14 protein-coding genes and 3 pseudogenes are annotated in these 14852 nt (G+C 56.6%); all 17 read left to right on the top strand.

Annotation, left to right across the window (positions count from 1 at the left end; genetic code table 11):
- The first annotated feature begins 403 nt into the window (after positions 1-403).
- The 17 genes and pseudogenes from IG197_RS34565 (at position 404) to IG197_RS34490 (ending at position 14791) form a co-directional block, all read left to right on the top strand.
- Entirely contained in the window at positions 404-1153 is a 750-nt protein-coding gene (locus tag IG197_RS34565; protein ID WP_246765529.1) for an ABC transporter ATP-binding protein, read from the top strand.
- Positions 1150-1884 carry an ABC transporter ATP-binding protein gene (locus tag IG197_RS34560; RefSeq protein ID WP_192321444.1) on the top strand — a complete coding sequence of 245 codons (735 nt, stop codon included), beginning with the start codon at positions 1150-1152 and terminating at the stop codon, positions 1882-1884. Before IG197_RS34565 ends, IG197_RS34560 begins: the two co-directional genes overlap by 4 nt.
- Positions 1881-2795, top strand: a complete 915-nt coding sequence (locus IG197_RS34555; RefSeq protein ID WP_192321442.1) for a branched-chain amino acid ABC transporter permease — start codon at positions 1881-1883, stop codon at positions 2793-2795. The genes IG197_RS34560 and IG197_RS34555 overlap by 4 nt, the downstream gene beginning before the upstream one ends.
- Positions 2796-2798: 3 nt before the next feature.
- Positions 2799-3944: a branched-chain amino acid ABC transporter permease gene (locus tag IG197_RS34550; protein ID WP_192321440.1), complete on the top strand. Its 1146-nt coding sequence runs from the start codon at positions 2799-2801 to the stop codon at positions 3942-3944.
- Positions 3880-5058 (top strand): ABC transporter substrate-binding protein, encoded by a 1179-nt coding sequence (locus tag IG197_RS34545; protein WP_192321438.1) that lies wholly within the window; start codon positions 3880-3882, stop codon positions 5056-5058. Before IG197_RS34550 ends, IG197_RS34545 begins: the two co-directional genes overlap by 65 nt.
- Before the next feature lie 188 nt (positions 5059-5246).
- A complete protein-coding gene (locus IG197_RS34540; RefSeq protein ID WP_192321436.1) occupies positions 5247-5888 on the top strand; it encodes a TetR/AcrR family transcriptional regulator in 642 nt (213 codons plus the stop codon).
- Positions 5889-5975: 87 nt separating this feature from the next.
- Positions 5976-6161: pseudogene (locus tag IG197_RS37050) on the top strand (leucine zipper domain-containing protein); the annotation flags it as partial.
- Positions 6162-6232: 71 nt separating this feature from the next.
- Positions 6233-6327, top strand: a pseudogene (locus IG197_RS37045) (integrase core domain-containing protein); the annotation flags it as partial.
- 590 nt (positions 6328-6917) lie between these two features.
- Positions 6918-7394, top strand: coding sequence for a nuclear transport factor 2 family protein (locus IG197_RS34530; protein ID WP_192321433.1), 477 nt, complete (start codon positions 6918-6920; stop codon positions 7392-7394).
- Between the two features lie 174 nt (positions 7395-7568).
- Positions 7569-8813, top strand: a complete 1245-nt coding sequence (locus IG197_RS34525; protein ID WP_192321431.1) for an NADH:flavin oxidoreductase/NADH oxidase — start codon at positions 7569-7571, stop codon at positions 8811-8813.
- A gap of 8 nt (positions 8814-8821) precedes the next feature.
- On the top strand, positions 8822-9031 hold the full coding sequence (locus IG197_RS34520; protein WP_192321429.1) for a hypothetical protein: 210 nt from the start codon (positions 8822-8824) through the stop codon (positions 9029-9031).
- Complete coding sequence (locus IG197_RS34515) at positions 9024-10433, top strand: amidase (protein WP_192321427.1); 1410 nt, start codon at positions 9024-9026, stop codon at positions 10431-10433. The genes IG197_RS34520 and IG197_RS34515 overlap by 8 nt, the downstream gene beginning before the upstream one ends.
- 42 nt (positions 10434-10475) lie before the next feature.
- Positions 10476-10739, top strand: a complete 264-nt coding sequence (locus tag IG197_RS34510; protein WP_192321425.1) for a hypothetical protein — start codon at positions 10476-10478, stop codon at positions 10737-10739.
- Positions 10729-12339, top strand: coding sequence for an AMP-binding protein (locus tag IG197_RS34505; RefSeq protein ID WP_192321423.1), 1611 nt, complete (start codon positions 10729-10731; stop codon positions 12337-12339). The genes IG197_RS34510 and IG197_RS34505 overlap by 11 nt, the downstream gene beginning before the upstream one ends.
- A 639-nt stretch (positions 12340-12978) precedes the next feature.
- The gene (locus tag IG197_RS37040; protein ID WP_192321422.1) at positions 12979-13356 is read left to right on the top strand and encodes a succinylglutamate desuccinylase/aspartoacylase family protein; all 378 of its coding nucleotides are present in this window, start codon (positions 12979-12981) and stop codon (positions 13354-13356) included.
- 383 nt (positions 13357-13739) lie between these two features.
- A pseudogene (locus IG197_RS34495) lies at positions 13740-14133 on the top strand (NADPH-dependent FMN reductase); the annotation flags it as partial.
- A gap of 100 nt (positions 14134-14233) precedes the next feature.
- A complete protein-coding gene (locus IG197_RS34490; RefSeq protein ID WP_192321420.1) occupies positions 14234-14791 on the top strand; it encodes a hypothetical protein in 558 nt (185 codons plus the stop codon).
- The last annotated feature ends 61 nt before the right edge of the window (positions 14792-14852 follow it).

The raw sequence follows: 14852 nt of genomic DNA, 5'->3' as shown, positions 1-14852 counted from the left end.
TCTAGACAATGATCATACATCGGGATCGACGCTACCCTGTTGACATTATACCCGGTAGTATGTAGGCTTTTAATGCGGTAATAAGCTCATGTCTACCAAATCGAAATAAAAAAATCTGGGAACTTCGGACGGCGAGCGGCGCATCTGGACGTAATTGCGTATCGTTAAATAGGGTCTTCAAATCACTTGCATCGAATCCGGTGCAATGCGGAGCCATGTGACGAATTTGGTTCCATAGCTTAAAAACATGCGTGCTTCATTTTGATCATTAGGAGCTTGTTATGCTCCTATTCTTCGTGTGACGCCACGAGATCTTACAGATCGCACTCCTGCAATACGCCTCCTACGCGTGATCAGCCAAAGTTCGTTGCGACTTTCCGAACAGTGATGAGGGATTCTGTTCTTGGCACTATCAGACCGATTGGAACCGCTTGAATTGCGTTCGGTGTCTGTCACCTTTCAAGGGCTGGCGGCGCTGTCGGATGTCTCAATGAAGGTTGAGCGAGGTCGCGTCGTGGGCCTGATAGGCCCGAACGGCGCTGGCAAGACTACTTTGGTGAACGTTCTCACCGGATTTCAAACACCAAGCCACGGTCAAGTAATCCTTGGGAGCCGGATCTCAGGTCAAAGCGCCCACCGAATACGTAGAATTGGGATCGCCCGGACATTCCAGGCAGGCCGCTTGTTTGCTGGATTGGACGTAGTGGACAATCTGGCCATCAGCGGGGTTGGCCTTGGCCATTCGCGTCACGCTTCTGAGGTGGAAGCCCTTAGAATTCTTGACTGGCTTCAGGCTCGTCATCTGAGGGGCCTCCCAACTGCGGGCTTGCCCTACACAGATGAAAGGCGCGTTGGTATTGCGCGCGCCTTGATGTTTGGACCGAAGTTTCTCCTGCTGGATGAGCCCGCAGCTGGAATGTCAGAAAGCGAAGCCAACGATCTTTCAAAGATCGTTCGCCGGGCAGCTACCGAGTTCGGCTGCGGTGTCCTTTTGATCGAACACAACGTCAGTCTCGTTTTGTCCGTGTCGGAGCACGTCTACGTTCTCGACTCCGGGCGTCTGATCGCGGAAGGCGACAAAGCCACCATCCTCCGCAGCGCGGTCGTGAGAGAGGCATACTTGGGTAGCCACGCTGGTGAGGACGAACAATGAGCAAGCTTGCGGTCAGTGAGTTACAAGTCGTCTATCGCCGCCTCGTTGCACTAAGCGGTGCAACTTTCAGCGTGCGAGCGGGCGAACGCGTGTTCATATCTGGCCCGAACGGTGCCGGAAAGTCGTCCCTGCTCAAAGCGGTAAGTGGCATCGTGCATGCCGCCAATGGCCGTGTGGAACTGGATGGAGAAATCATCAGCGGTCAATCTCCTGATGCGGTGGCACGTAAAGGCGTCTCTATGGTTCCTGAGGGACGCGAAATCTTCTGTAGCTTGACCGTCAAGGAAAATCTGATGGTTGGAGCAGGGATGCGCCGCGATCGCGAGGCGATCGGCAATGACTTGGAGAGCGTGTACGACGCCTTCCCGCTCCTTCGCGACCGCCAGAGTTCTAATGCAGGGACGCTTTCAGGTGGCCAACAGCAAATGTTGGCAATCGGTCGCGCCCTGATGACAAACCCAAAACTAATGCTGGTCGACGAGCCCTCGTTGGGTCTCGCGCCCAAGATCGTTGACCAGGTCTACGAAACGCTGGTCGCGCTCCAAGTTGAACGCGGCTTAACCCTTGTCATCGTCGAGCAAAGCGCTGTGAGGGCGGCACGGGTGGGTGGCCGAATGCTCCTGCTTCAGAACGGCAGAATAGTCGGCGATGGCGATGCACAAGCGTTCTGTCAGCAAGACAAAGTTGCGGAAGCATATTTCGGAGCTTCAAACCATGGACACGAAAAATGACAGGAATTTTGCAGCTTGTCTTCGACGCCCTTTCTCTCGGTGGGCTCTATGCCATGGCAGCCCTCGGAATCGCCCTGATCTTTGGTGTGATGAAACTCGTCAACTTCGCCCACGGCGAGTACATCGCCTTCTGCGTCTTTGCGATGATCGTGCCCTCGACTGAGGCAGCCGCCGTGATGTCATTGGGAGCCTTACCAGCTTACGTGCTGGTACCTTTGTTGCTGCTCGTAGGGGCCTTGCTAGCTATCGTATCGGAATTCCTGGTGTTTAGGCACTTCCGGAATGCGTCTCCCGTTACCATGATGATCGCATCGTTTGCGTTGGGCGTTGTCATCCAGAATAGCCTTATCGCAGTCTACGGCGGTCGGCCGAAATCCATTAACCTCTGGCCGGAGCTGAACACCCCAGTGACCATGTTCGGGGCCAGCATTCCGCTCCTGCAACTGATCGTCATCCTGACGACGGTACTGGTTGTGGTCGCGCTGGCGATATTGGTGAAGCGTACGCGTTTCGGACTTGAGATGCGCGCCGCAGCTGAAAACTTCGACATGGCGCTCCTGCTGGGGGTTCGGGCCAATACCGTCATCACAGGGGCTTTTGCGCTGTCAGGCTTCTTAGCGGCCGCAATCGCCATGATCCTGGCGATCCAAACGGGCATCGCGGACGTCAGGATGGGCGGGCCAATCATGCTTATCGCGTTCATCGGAACCGTAATCGGTGGCATGGGCAGTCTTGTGGGAGCTGTTGCCGCAGGTTTTTTGATCGGTGCAGTCTCCGTAGTCCTGCAGTCGTTTCTTCCACTGGATGCACGCCCCTTCAGAGATGCATTCCTGTTCGGCCTAGTGATCTGCTCGCTGCTGTTCCGCCCTCAGGGACTGTTTGTATCCCGCGCGGCCAAGTCGAGGATCTGACCAATGTCTTCCCACTCTTTCAATCGCCTTCTTACGCTGTCGACGCCTATCTTGCTTGGGTTGTTGCTACTCGCAATTGTGCTGCTCGTTACATACTTCGGTGGAAACTCGATCGGGCGTACCACAATTGAGATGCTGATCCGGGTGGTGCTGGTCGTCGGCCTCTGGATGTTTATCGGAAATTCCGGCGTCGTCAGCTTCGGGCATGCCGCGTTCATGGTGATCGGCGCTTACGCATCCGCATGGCTAACGATCAAGCCACAGATGAAAGCACTGCTCTTGCCAGGTCTTCCTGACTGGCTGGCCAACGCAGAATGGTCACCGCTTTACGCAGCACTGGCAGCAGGGCTTTTTGGCTCGATAATTGCTCTTGTTGTCGGTGCAGCCTTGCTGAGGTTGACGGGAATTGCCGCCTCCATTGCGACATTCGCATTCCTCGCCATTGTCTACACCGTTTATTCCAGCTGGGAATCGGTGACTGGCGCGACAAGTTCAGTCGTAGGCCTCCCCCGATATGTCACCATCTGGGTTGCGTTGGCCTGGGCTGTCACGACCATCTTCATCGCCAGCATTTATGCTAACTCAGCGTCGGGACTGGCCCTTCGAGCGACGCGTGAAGACGAAGTCTCGGCGTCCGCGAGCGGCATCGACGTATATCGCCATCGCCTGATCTCCTTTGTCCTCAGTGGCTTTTTCACTGCGGTTGGTGGCGCGCTGATGGGGCACATGGTCGGCGTCCTCAACCCCGACAGCTTTTATCTCAACGTCACATTTCTAACCCTCGCAATGCTCGTTGTGGGAGGAACGAGCAGCCTCACGGGAGCCGTCTACGGCGTTCTTGTCATTTCGGCCTTGGTCCAGTTCTTCGTTCGCCTAGAAAGTGGCATCACCATTGGCCCGCACACTCTAATCCTTCCGGGAGGAACGCAGGAAATCATGGTCGGAGTTGCCATGATACTCAGCCTAGCGCTTCGCCCTCGCGGCCTAAGTAGCGGTGCGGAACTACGCATCCCTGCTTGGTGCTTGTCGTCATTCATCGACGAAAACTCTGAAGTCTATGACCCTTTCAAGCAGGAGAAGCTCTATGAGAAATCATCTGACAATCGCGGCGCTAGCATGCAGCCTCGCCTTTCCAACAGCGGCACATAGCGAAGATATCGTTGTCGGTTTCGCTATCGCTAAATCCGGGTGGCTCGAGGCCTATGACAAGCCTGCGACCACGGCAGCAAAGATTCGCATCGATGAAATCAACAAGGCGGGCGGCCTCCTCGGCAAGCAAATCAAGATTGTCGAGGCCGACACAAAGACCGACCGCGAACAGGGTGCGAAAGCGGGCCTTGAGGTTCTGGACGCAGGCGCAGCGATGATGGTGGTCAGCTGCGACTACGATCTGGGGGCCCCGGCAGCTCTGACAGCTGAATCGGCAGGCAAGAATTCGTTCTTCCTCTGCGCAGAAGACATCAAGGCCGGCATCCAGGGTGTCGGCCCCAACAGCTTTTCTCCTTCTGTCCTGGCTGCAGTCCAGGGAGCCACAATGGCCGAATGGGCCAACTCAAAACGCGGTGCGAAGTCCGCCTACGTTCTGCTCGATACGGCCATCGAATACAACAAGGGCGTATGTAAAGGCTTCGACTGGATGTGGGCTGAACTGCCGGGGACCAAGCTGTTGGGCAGCGACACTTTCAAGAATAACGACGCTTCGATTGCCTCGCAGATCACTCGCATCAAGTCACTTTCTGAGAAGCCCGATGTCGTCATGCTCTGCTCATTTATCCCCGGCGCGGCTTCCGCAGTTCGTCAGCTTCGCGCGGCTGGTATCGACTCGCTGATTGTAAACGGATCTGCCGTCGATGGTTCCTACTGGCTGGGTTCAGTTCCAAATCTCTCCAACTTTGTTGTTCCGGTGCTCGCCTCGATCTACGGTGACGATCCCCGCCAAGACGTGAGAAACTTCAACGAAAAATACAAGGCTGACGCAGGGTCATACCCATCAAGCACTTATGCCTATCCGGGATATCTCCTGATCGATCTTTGGGCAAAAGCAGTCGAGCGGGTGGGAACCACCGATACCGCGGCAGTGACCGCAGAGCTTGAGAAGATGCGCGACGAACCAACGATATTCGGAAACTGGACCTTTTCAAGCGAACTGCATCAGCAGAACACAGGTCTCATGCAGATCATTGAAGTAAACGATGGGAAACCCGCGCGCATCGATGAGTGGACTATCAGCAAGCCAGTTCCGCTCGATGTTCTGTTGAAATAATCTGCGTGTGTGGCGCTGTCGAGCACCGACAGCGCCAGACACTGAACGCTATTGTGCGAGTGATCGTCACCTTTCTATTCTGAAAGCCCCAAATTCGGCTCGCAGACAACGAAAGGAACAAGCCAGTAGGAGATTCCCGCCTCGTATCCTATAAACGCTAACTGAATTCCATATCGTGAGGACCTGCCTTGGATATCAACGTTATTGACGCCTCTGAGCGCGAGCAATCGCTGCAGATCCTCGATGCCGCAGCCCACTGCTTCGCAGACTCTGGCATCGACGTAGCGTCAATCGAGGATATCGCTAGGCGCATGTCTGCAACTAAGGGGAAAATCTACTACTACTTCCTCACCAAGCGGCAGATCGTCCTTGAAGTTTGGCGCCACTCGATTGAGCTGACGACGATCGCTGCCGACCAGGCAGTTGTGCCGGAAGCAGACCCTGTAGAGAAGTTGTATGCGATCTCATTTGCGCACGCGATGAGCATGATGACCCATCAACATTTTCATCGAACCGCTATTGAATGCATGCGCCGTCCGCCGCTTAAGATTTCGAGCGAAAATGAGCGGGCGTTGGCCGGGAAGATCAAACAGCAGCAGAACGACTATGAGTCCATTTTCCGAGACATACTTGTTTCGGGCATTGAAAGCGGCGTGTTTCGTAATGCGCCGGTCGGCGTGTACGCCCATTCCGTGATTTCGCTGCTCCATGCTCCAGCCCATTGGTATCGCCCCCGTCAAAAGGACGCTGAAGCCAACCGCGCCGAAATAGCGCATACCATTGCTAATATGGCCGTCGGGAGCGTGCGCAGATTTGATGGCGAGCCCTAGCTGTCGAAGCCATCAAGGTTGTTCATTCGAGCAGGGACTGAGAAGCTGGGGTTGCGAAGCCAACCAACCTTCAGTGGAGCTCCCCGAATGAACGTCCATAAGAATGCGCGTCTGACGCCGTCAGCTCGAGTGCTTTTGGTACAACGAATTGAACAGGGCTGGAGCGTGCGGCGTGCTGCCGGTTCGGCCGGGGTTTCGGAACGGACGGCCTATCGCTGGCTCAGCCGCTACCGGGCCGGCGACCGGGTTCTGTACGATCGCAGCTCAGCGCCGCACCGCTGCCGGCATCGGCTGGCAGCCATGCAGGTGTCGCGGATCGAGCAGTTGCGGCGCTGCAAGATGCCGGTGCTCGACACATCCGCACAAGGCCCTACACCCCGCGCACCAACGGCAAGGCCGAGCGCTTCATCAGACTTCGCTCCGCGAATGGGCCTATGCCAGGTCATCCGGTTCGCTTCCTGACGTCGACCTTGGAGTCGACAAACTACATAGTCAGCAGCGAGGGTTACCCGAGAGGTGCAAGGCATAATCTTCATCCGCGTCGGCAGTCAGGAGGCTGGCGTGCTGGGGTCGCGGCCTCGGGCGGTGCTCTGACGCCGGTTTTCCGTAGCGCGTTTCCGTCCATATTCGCTTCTCGCAATGCCGCTTCTTCTTTGAGCCTCGCCAGCGCCAAGCCATTCGCCCCCAGGGACGCGCGTTGATCACGTTCTTGGCAGCACAGCCCCATAAAGTGCTTCTCGCGAAGTCGCCGAGCGAAACCTCACTGCGGTTACGGCTGCGGCCAGGAGCATGAAATCTCGTACGGCCGCGTTCCGGCGCATTTAGGGCTCTGTGGGACCTTCAGCGCATCATATGACTGCGGTCGAATTGACTTATGCACTGCACACCAAACCCACTTTCCACCCCAGGCCATCTACAAGCCAGTTGACATTATACCGAGTAGTATGTGACATTTGAACAGGACTTACGGGGATCCAAAAACAACAAATCAACCCGACGCTGTCTGACAACACCATGGGAGTGATGGTCGTGAAGACGTACGAAGAAAGATTTGCAGCACTCGAAGCCGTTCAAGCTATTAGGACACTGAAGCATCGCTACATGCTTGAGTGTGATAACGGCTACAAACCTGAAAAGCTGGGCCTTATGTTCGCGCAGGACGCGATCTGGGAAAATTCTCAGGTGTTTGGACGCCATGAAGGCAGGCACGCGATCGAGAGCTTCTTTGCAAGAGTGTCCTCGCAGATCGTATTTGCAGCCCACCTTGCGCTGAACGACATTATCGATGTGGAGGGTGACACGGCGACTGGGCAATGGCGCATGGTCATGCCTTGCACCATCATGGAAGACGGAAAGTCCGTGAGCCGCTGGATCCTCGGCGACTATGAGGAAGTCTATGTACGTCAAAATGGTGTTTGGCTTTTCCAGAACGTCAACTTCTTCATGAACTTCAACACGCCAGTCGACGAGAGTTGGGTCGGAACAGAGATGCTGCGTCCGCGGTAGGACCCAGGCGGCGGCTCGAAGTTGCTGGCGCGCTTTTCAACCGTCAGGAACATTGCTGTTCATCTGAGGGTCAGCGGCAAGTTGCGCCACACCTAGAAACCAAATTCTGAGCGTTCTTGGACACGACATCACGCTACGCGGTCAGTGGACACGGATAAGAAACCGGAGTCGGAAATGCCACAAAACATGTTGTTTCACCCCTTACAATTGCGAGGCCTCACCTTAAAGAACCGCGCTGTGGTAGCGCCCATGTGTCAATACGCTGCCACGGACGGCAAACTTAACGATTGGCACTTCGTACATCTCAGCCAATTCGCCCAAGGCGGATTTGGATTAGTCTTCGTCGAGGCGACAGCAGTAGAAGCCCGCGGCCGCATCACTCCGGGATGTAGCGGTCTATGGTCGGACGACCATATCGCCCCGATGAAACGCATCGTTGACAGCGTCCATGCGCGCGGCGCGGCGATCGGCGTTCAACTCGCACACGCTGGTAGAAAGGCCAGCCTTTCGGCAGCCTATGCTGGCGACAAACCGCTGAGCGGCACCGAGCCCGAAGGCGGCAGTGGCATATGGGACCCGATGTGCGAACCGTGGCAAACTGTCGGACCGAGCGCAATTCCGTTTGCTAAAGATTGGCCCGCACCGCAGGCTTTGACTGCGTCCGAAATCCGTGAGGTCGTTGACGCCTGGGGCGCGGCAGCCAAACGCGCCGACCAGGCAGGGTTCGACACAATCGAAATTCATAGCGCCCACGGCTATCTCGGCCATTCATTCCTGTCTCCCCTGTCAAATCACAGAACAGATGCCTATGGCGGCGACCTCGAAAACAGGATGCGCTTCACGCTTGAAATAATCGAAAGCGTGAGAGCCAACCTGTCAGATCACAAGCCGCTCTTCCTTCGTATCTCGTCTATTGACGGCAAAGCTGGCGGCTGGGCTATCGAAGACTCTGTCGTGCTCGCCAAACGCGCGAAAGCGCTCGGTGTCGACGTAGTGGATTGCTCTTCCGGCGGTATTGCCGGATACGGAGAAAACACTCTGCCGCAGTCATCACCCGGTTATCAAACGGGATTTGCCGCAGCTATCAGGCGGGAAGCAGACGTAAAAACCCAGGCGGTTGGGTTGATTGTTGATCCTGGCCAGGCTGAATCTGTTTTGCGTTCGGGTCAGGCCGACCTTGTGGCACTGGCGCGCGAGGCGCTCTACAACCCTTATTGGGTTAGACATGCAGCTGCAAAACTAAACGAACAGAACAGCTTCCTGGACTGGCCGATCAAGTACGGCTTCTTCCTTGAGATGCGTTCAAAGGGACTGTTCTTGGCGCGGCCAGGTGACTCCGACACCATGACCGTCGCGGGGGCGAGAGATCAGCTCGAGGTAACTCGCGATCGCCACTTGAAAACCGCCGAACAACAGTGAGGCGTACCATGGCCAAGCGTCAGACACTGATGGCGCAAACGGTATTAGACGTTGCCGCCCAGATCGCGGGGCAACCCGTAGATGAAGCGCGAGCCGAGCGCTACGCAGCGATCCACGAGCCAATTCTCCAGGCAATCTCGGGCTTGAGAGCGATGCCCCTTAAGAACATCGAGCCTGCCATCTTGTTCAGGCCTGTGGGAGGCAGCAGCAATGAGTGACCTGACATCACTTGAGGTGCACGAGTTGGCAGCATTGCTCGTGCAAGGGGAGACCTCACCAGTCGAAATAACCGCAGCTTTTCTAAATCGGATTGGGTCGGTTAACCCGCTATTGAACGCGTTCGTATCTATGGACGAAGAACGGGCCTTGAGCGAAGCGCGGCAAGCTGAAGCCGAAATTGCAGAAGGCAGATACAAGGGCGCCCTGCACGGGATCCCAATCGCTCATAAAGATCTCTATGCAACTTCTGGGATGCTTACCACTGGGGGATCGAAGTTACTTGAGGGCAACACGCCAGACGAGGATGCGACGGTGGTTGCCGCTTTGAAAGCAGCTGGCATGGTCACACTGGGTAAGACCAATACGCATGAATTCGCATATGGCCCCACAAACGAGAATTCGCTCTTTGGTCCCGTTCGGAACCCTTGGAACACTTCGCGCATCTCGGGCGGCTCGAGTGGTGGCTCGGCAGCTGCCGTTGCAGCCGGTCTCGCTCCGATTGCCAGTGGAACCGACACTGGCGGCTCAATCAGGATACCTGCGGCATGTTGCAGCTTGACGGGATTGAAACCTACTTACGGGAGAATAAGCCGTAGCGGTATCCTCCCACTTTGCTGGACCATGGACCATCCAGGCCCGCTGGCTCGCTCTGCACGAGATGCAGCTCTGTTTCTCCAAGCAACCGCGGGTTTTGACCACACCGATGCTGCCTCTTCGCAGGCCCGAGTGCCCGACAACTACCTCGCAATGATGACAGGTGATGTCAGTAAGTTGAAAATCGGGGTGGTGCGCAATTACTTCTTCGATGGCACCCAGGAGCATGTTGCCGCCCTCGCTGAGGATGCTCTTGGCGTACTTGCGGCACTCGGGGCGGAAGTGGTCGACATCCAAGTCCCGCATATGGAGATGTCGGCGGCGGCGGCCTTGGCCATCTATCTTGCGGAAGCTACTGCCTACCATGACGACTGGCTTGGTGATCGCGCCGATGAGTACACGGAACAGGTTCGAACCTTCCTGGAACTGGGCAACCACCTGCTTGCGAAAGATTATCTCCACGCTCAGCGTTTTCGCACTCTTCTTGGGCACTCGATCGCCAAGGCGTTCGAAAGCGTGGACGTCATAGCCACGCCCGCGGTCGCAATGACAGCGACGCCGATCGGCGAACCAAAGGTGACGATACGCGGCCAAGATGAGGCCGTTTTTGGTGCGCTCCTTCGCAACACGGAGCCTTTCAACCTGACTGGGCTTCCGGCGGTGGTCGTCCCTTGCGGTTTCGATTGTGAGGGAATGCCTTCAGGCCTGCAGCTAGTTGGCCCTGCGTTTGCGGAAGAACGCATTTTGAATGCCGCGCACGGCTATCAGCTTGCGACAGACTGGCATCGCCGCAGACCTCAGAACTGATCTGGCCTCTTAAAAGCCGTTCAATACAATGAGAGACCTGCAATGGTTCATCAACCAACCCAGGAATCGCTCGCCAACGTATTTGAGGATTGGACCGAGGGTTTGAATTCTGGTCGCATCGATGATTTCTACGCCTGCTTCCACGAAGGTAGCGATATACTTGACGAGGACCATCCCCGGCACATGACGAAAATTGAACTCATTAATCACTGGCAGCTACTGTGCTGGCATCAGAGTGTGCTGGCTGGACGCTTCACTGGCGTAAACCAGTTCCGTTTAGGCAAAGGACATTCTGATGCGTATTGAGCCCCATCTCGCACGTCGGGCGGCGAACCATCAACCGCTCACGCCGCTATCTTTCTTGGACCGAGCGCTTGCTGTTTGCCCGGACCGCCCGGCAGTGAGATGGCGCTTGAGGTCGTACAGCTATGGAGAGTTTGGCGAACTCGTTCTTCGCATGGCGGACGCGCTGGAAGATTGGAGGGTTGGTGCGAGCGACGTGGTCGCCGTTATGGCCCCCAACCGATTTGAGATGTTAGCCGCGCATTTCGCCGTGCCGGTACTCGGGGCTGTCATCAACGCGCTAAATCCACGCCTGGACGTCGATGCTGTTACGTACATTCTCAAGCATTCGGAAGCGCGGGTAATTCTTGCCGACATGAGCTGCGCGGAGAAAGCCCAAAGTGCTGCCGCGGCCGCCGGGATCAAGTGTGTTGTCCTCGCAAGCCAGACGGGGGACGGGGGATTCGACGTTCTGAGCGCTCCGCCTGCTCGACCAAGGCAGCTTTTGGCCAACGTGAAGGATGAGTGGCAACCAATTGCTTTGAATTACACGTCGGGCACCACGGGCAGACCAAAAGGCGTCGTCTACCACCACCGCGGTGCCTATTTGAATGCCATCGGGAACCTTATTGCGCTGGGTTTTGACGACCGCACCAGGTACCTTTGGACCCTCCCGCTTTTTCACTGCAACGGTTGGTGCCATGCATGGGCGGTCACCGCCGCCACAGGTTTCCACGTCTGCCTGGACAAGGTCGATCCACAGGAGATTTTTGACAGTATCGCCGATCAAGACGTTACACATATGTCCTGTGCGCCCGTAGTGCTGAATATGTTGCTTGATCACCCTGCGCGGTCCACAAGGAACCCCAGCTCGACGTCGGTCCGGGTTGCGTCGGGTGGATCATCCCCATCCAGTGCGTTGATCTGTCAGATGGACGCACTCGGGTTTGAATTCATTCACCTCTATGGCTTGACAGAATCCTTCGGCCCCACAAGCGCTTGTTCCCTCCACAAAACCGAGACCGAGCTTGATGTCAGCGACAGGGCCAAACTTTTGTCCTCCCAAGGCAACCGACATTTAACAGCAAATCATATTCGAGTTATTGGACAAGACGGTCAAGACGTTCCGATGGACGGGAGCTCCGTTGGGGAAATTGTATTGCGCGGCAACACTCTGATGGCTGGGTACTACGCCGATCCGAGAGCAACCGATGAAGCGTTTTCCCGCGAGTACTTTAGCACCGGTGACCTAGCGGTAATGCATTCGTCAGGAAATATTGAAATCCGGGATCGCTCCAAGGATGTCATTATCTCCGGTGGTGAGAACATTTCCAGCATCGAGGTGGAAAATGTTCTTCAAATGCATCCAGCAGTTCTCATGGCGGCGATCGTTGCCGCACCGGATTCGAAATGGGGGGAAACCCCTTGTGCGTTCGTCGAGCTGCGCGCAAATGCCCAGGTTGACTCGGAAGAGCTGAGGAAGTTCTGCCGCCTCCATTTGGCCAGCTTCAAGATTCCCCGCACATTCGTCTTTCAATCCCTTCCGCGAACCGCGACAGGAAAAATTCAGAAGTTCCTTCTTCGTGAAGCTGCGCGCACATTTTCACAGGCTCAGAACCAATAATCCGGGTCCACCATAGCGGATGCCCAGAAGAGTCCCGAACCTCGACCGGTTCAGCGCCAATAGGGGCGCCCACGGCTATGTTCACACGGCTTCGTTAACTTTCGGACATCCGGTTGGGGACGCTCTGAAAGGATGGCTCGACCTCTGGCTGAGATGCAGGCAGAGTTGTGCGAGAGCATCGACCTTACAGGCATGAAGCACTCGATGCCTCCCTCGTCTGGCCATCCGATGCATCGCTAGCCATGATGGACCCTGCCGCAGCCCGCACGGCAACCGCAATTGGCGCCCGATCTAACCTACAGTGATGTAGTCATCGTGTTCGAGATCTTGTCGGGTTCCACGAAGCAGGACGTGAATGAGGTCATTGAGGATACGAATGTTCACAGGGCCGCCTGTTGCATGATAGTACGAATCTGGACGGCCGCGGCCGATCTAGCGAGAGGCAGGCATTCCAATGCGTGCAGCAATCCCAGCCATACTGGACCCTTATCTTGCTAAGAGGGTGGCAATATCGCTAGCCATGATCATCTCGGGGCCAATGCGCCCATCGAGGGAAACACCAGTCGGATGGCGGCGGCGCCACCACACTGTCGGCGACAGCCCAGGCGCTCGGCATTCCAGCCCTGACGACCGAACTCGGTGGCGGCGTCACTGTTACGAGCGGGCGAAACGCTGGCGCAAGACGGGGTGCTGCGTGTGCTGAAACATCTGGGCATCCTGCCCGACGCTGTAGTTGAGCCGGCGGGACCGACACGACCCATGCGGGTCGATTGCAGGCAGGCCTTCACCTACGCTCTGGTCAGGGGGATATTCGAGCCTGCAGTGGCGGTGGGAGACGAGGTTGAGGCTGGAGATCCTGCGGGCACAATCCATCCGATTGCTGGGCCGTCGGAGCCTGCCAGGTCAGTTCATTTCGCGCAGTCGGGCCTTGTCGCCTGCCAACAGGCTCCCGCCCTTCCCGAGCCAGGTGACTGTCTTTTCAAGCTTGTCATCGACACTGCGCCTCCCACGATCTGAGAGCGAATAGCACTTCCTTGGTTGGGTCTTCCGCCGAGCGGATGAAATCGCGAAGAGTTGCATATCCCATGATAGGGGGCGGTCGCGGTCACATGGGCGCACAGCCATGCGCGGAACTTCGGCGACTGCCTAGCGTTTGGATGATGTCGCCTATCAAATGCACGGGAGGACCGATATGAACAACATCATTTATCTGGTTGGACTGGTTGTCATCGTAGTGGCCATACTGTCGTTTTTTGGACTTCGTTAGCCCTTAGTCGCATTCCAAAGGCAAGTGGCCGGATAGGGGCTCTCCGCCGGACTTTGAGCCTGGAGCTCGTTTTTTCGGAAGTGGTGGGAGGAGGTTGTCGTCGATATCTCTTCGGTAGCGCCGCTGGAGAACGGATTTGTCGCGGCTGGCCTGCGAATATGACCGCAACTTTCCCTTGCAAGGCGTGCTCTTCGACGGCTGCACCGCTCTGTCACTCGCCCTGTTCCTGTTATCCCAATCATGGGTTGGGCTAGACCCAGGACTGGATGAACGACATCTACCCGATGTGGGTCGCCGCCCATGGCAAGCAGGCCGGTGAGGCCAAGCTGGTGGAACTGGGCTGGCCTTATCCCCGCCATCTCGCGGGACGGCTGTTTTCGGTGGTTGTTCATGGCGACGTCGAAGGCGCGAAAAATGTCATGCGCCTGCTCGTCGACTGGCTCGCCTTCATGCGGCTGGCGCCGGCCACCAGCAGGGCGCAGCTCGACGGCTATATCGGCTACTGGCAGCCTTATGCCACGAGCCACCTGGCCTAGGACGAGGATCGCGACATCCAGGAACTTGCATGCACTGACTCTCACGATGCTAGATTAACAGAAGTGGGGGCGTTTGATTCGGGAGAGGTCCGTGTTTGGAGCGAAGCCGCTTATAACTGCAATTCTGTTCCTGTCACCGGCCAGCAGCCTTCACGCAGGCGATGGCACCCCTTTTGTTTACATCGCAACCCAGGATCCGTTCGTCAGCTCCGAAGGCCAGGTTCGGCTGAACGACGTCCATGTTTTCGGGGGCGTGTTTGGCGAAGGCTCCTTCGGCGACAATCTGCAATTCTGGAACGTGGACTACACGGACAATTACCTCGTTGGAGCTGCCTTTGGACGCGATTTCCGTGAACTTGGAGCAGGCTTCGTTCTTGGCGGGGTAGCGGGGGCGGCAATCCGGTTTGGCGACGATGATAAGACGACCGGGGAGGTTTGGGCCGGCCTGAGACTCCGCCACCATGGGTTTGTCATAGGCGATCTGGCGATTGCGCCGGCGGTAGCCGTCGGTCTTAGTGCCGTGACTGGACCTACCGAGATCGAGCGCCTTCGCGAGATCAGCCGGGACGGCGATGCAACGCTACTTGGTGTCAGGCGAAGTGAGAAATTGACCCCCGAACGAAACGAAGAACTGACCCCTCGTTTTTGAGAGGATCAGTAGATGAATGTTGAATTTCCATTGAAGCTCGCCGTGTCGAAAACAGCGCGAG

The organism is Aminobacter sp. SR38, from assembly GCF_014843375.1.
Lineage (GTDB): Bacteria > Pseudomonadota > Alphaproteobacteria > Rhizobiales > Rhizobiaceae > Aminobacter > Aminobacter ciceronei.
Note: the sequence above shows the minus strand (reverse complement) of the source record. Positions and strands in the feature narration are given on the sequence as shown.

Coding starts and splice junctions, on each gene's coding strand:
- IG197_RS34560 (WP_192321444.1), top strand. CDS start 1,150: ATGAGCAAGCTTGCGGTCAGTGAGTTACAAGTCGTCTATCGCCGCCTC.
- IG197_RS34555 (WP_192321442.1), top strand. CDS start 1,881: ATGACAGGAATTTTGCAGCTTGTCTTCGACGCCCTTTCTCTCGGTGGG.
- IG197_RS34550 (WP_192321440.1), top strand. CDS start 2,799: ATGTCTTCCCACTCTTTCAATCGCCTTCTTACGCTGTCGACGCCTATC.
- IG197_RS34545 (WP_192321438.1), top strand. CDS start 3,880: ATGAGAAATCATCTGACAATCGCGGCGCTAGCATGCAGCCTCGCCTTT.
- IG197_RS34525 (WP_192321431.1), top strand. CDS start 7,569: ATGCCACAAAACATGTTGTTTCACCCCTTACAATTGCGAGGCCTCACC.
- IG197_RS34520 (WP_192321429.1), top strand. CDS start 8,822: ATGGCCAAGCGTCAGACACTGATGGCGCAAACGGTATTAGACGTTGCC.
- IG197_RS34515 (WP_192321427.1), top strand. CDS start 9,024: ATGAGTGACCTGACATCACTTGAGGTGCACGAGTTGGCAGCATTGCTC.
- IG197_RS34510 (WP_192321425.1), top strand. CDS start 10,476: ATGGTTCATCAACCAACCCAGGAATCGCTCGCCAACGTATTTGAGGAT.
- IG197_RS34505 (WP_192321423.1), top strand. CDS start 10,729: ATGCGTATTGAGCCCCATCTCGCACGTCGGGCGGCGAACCATCAACCG.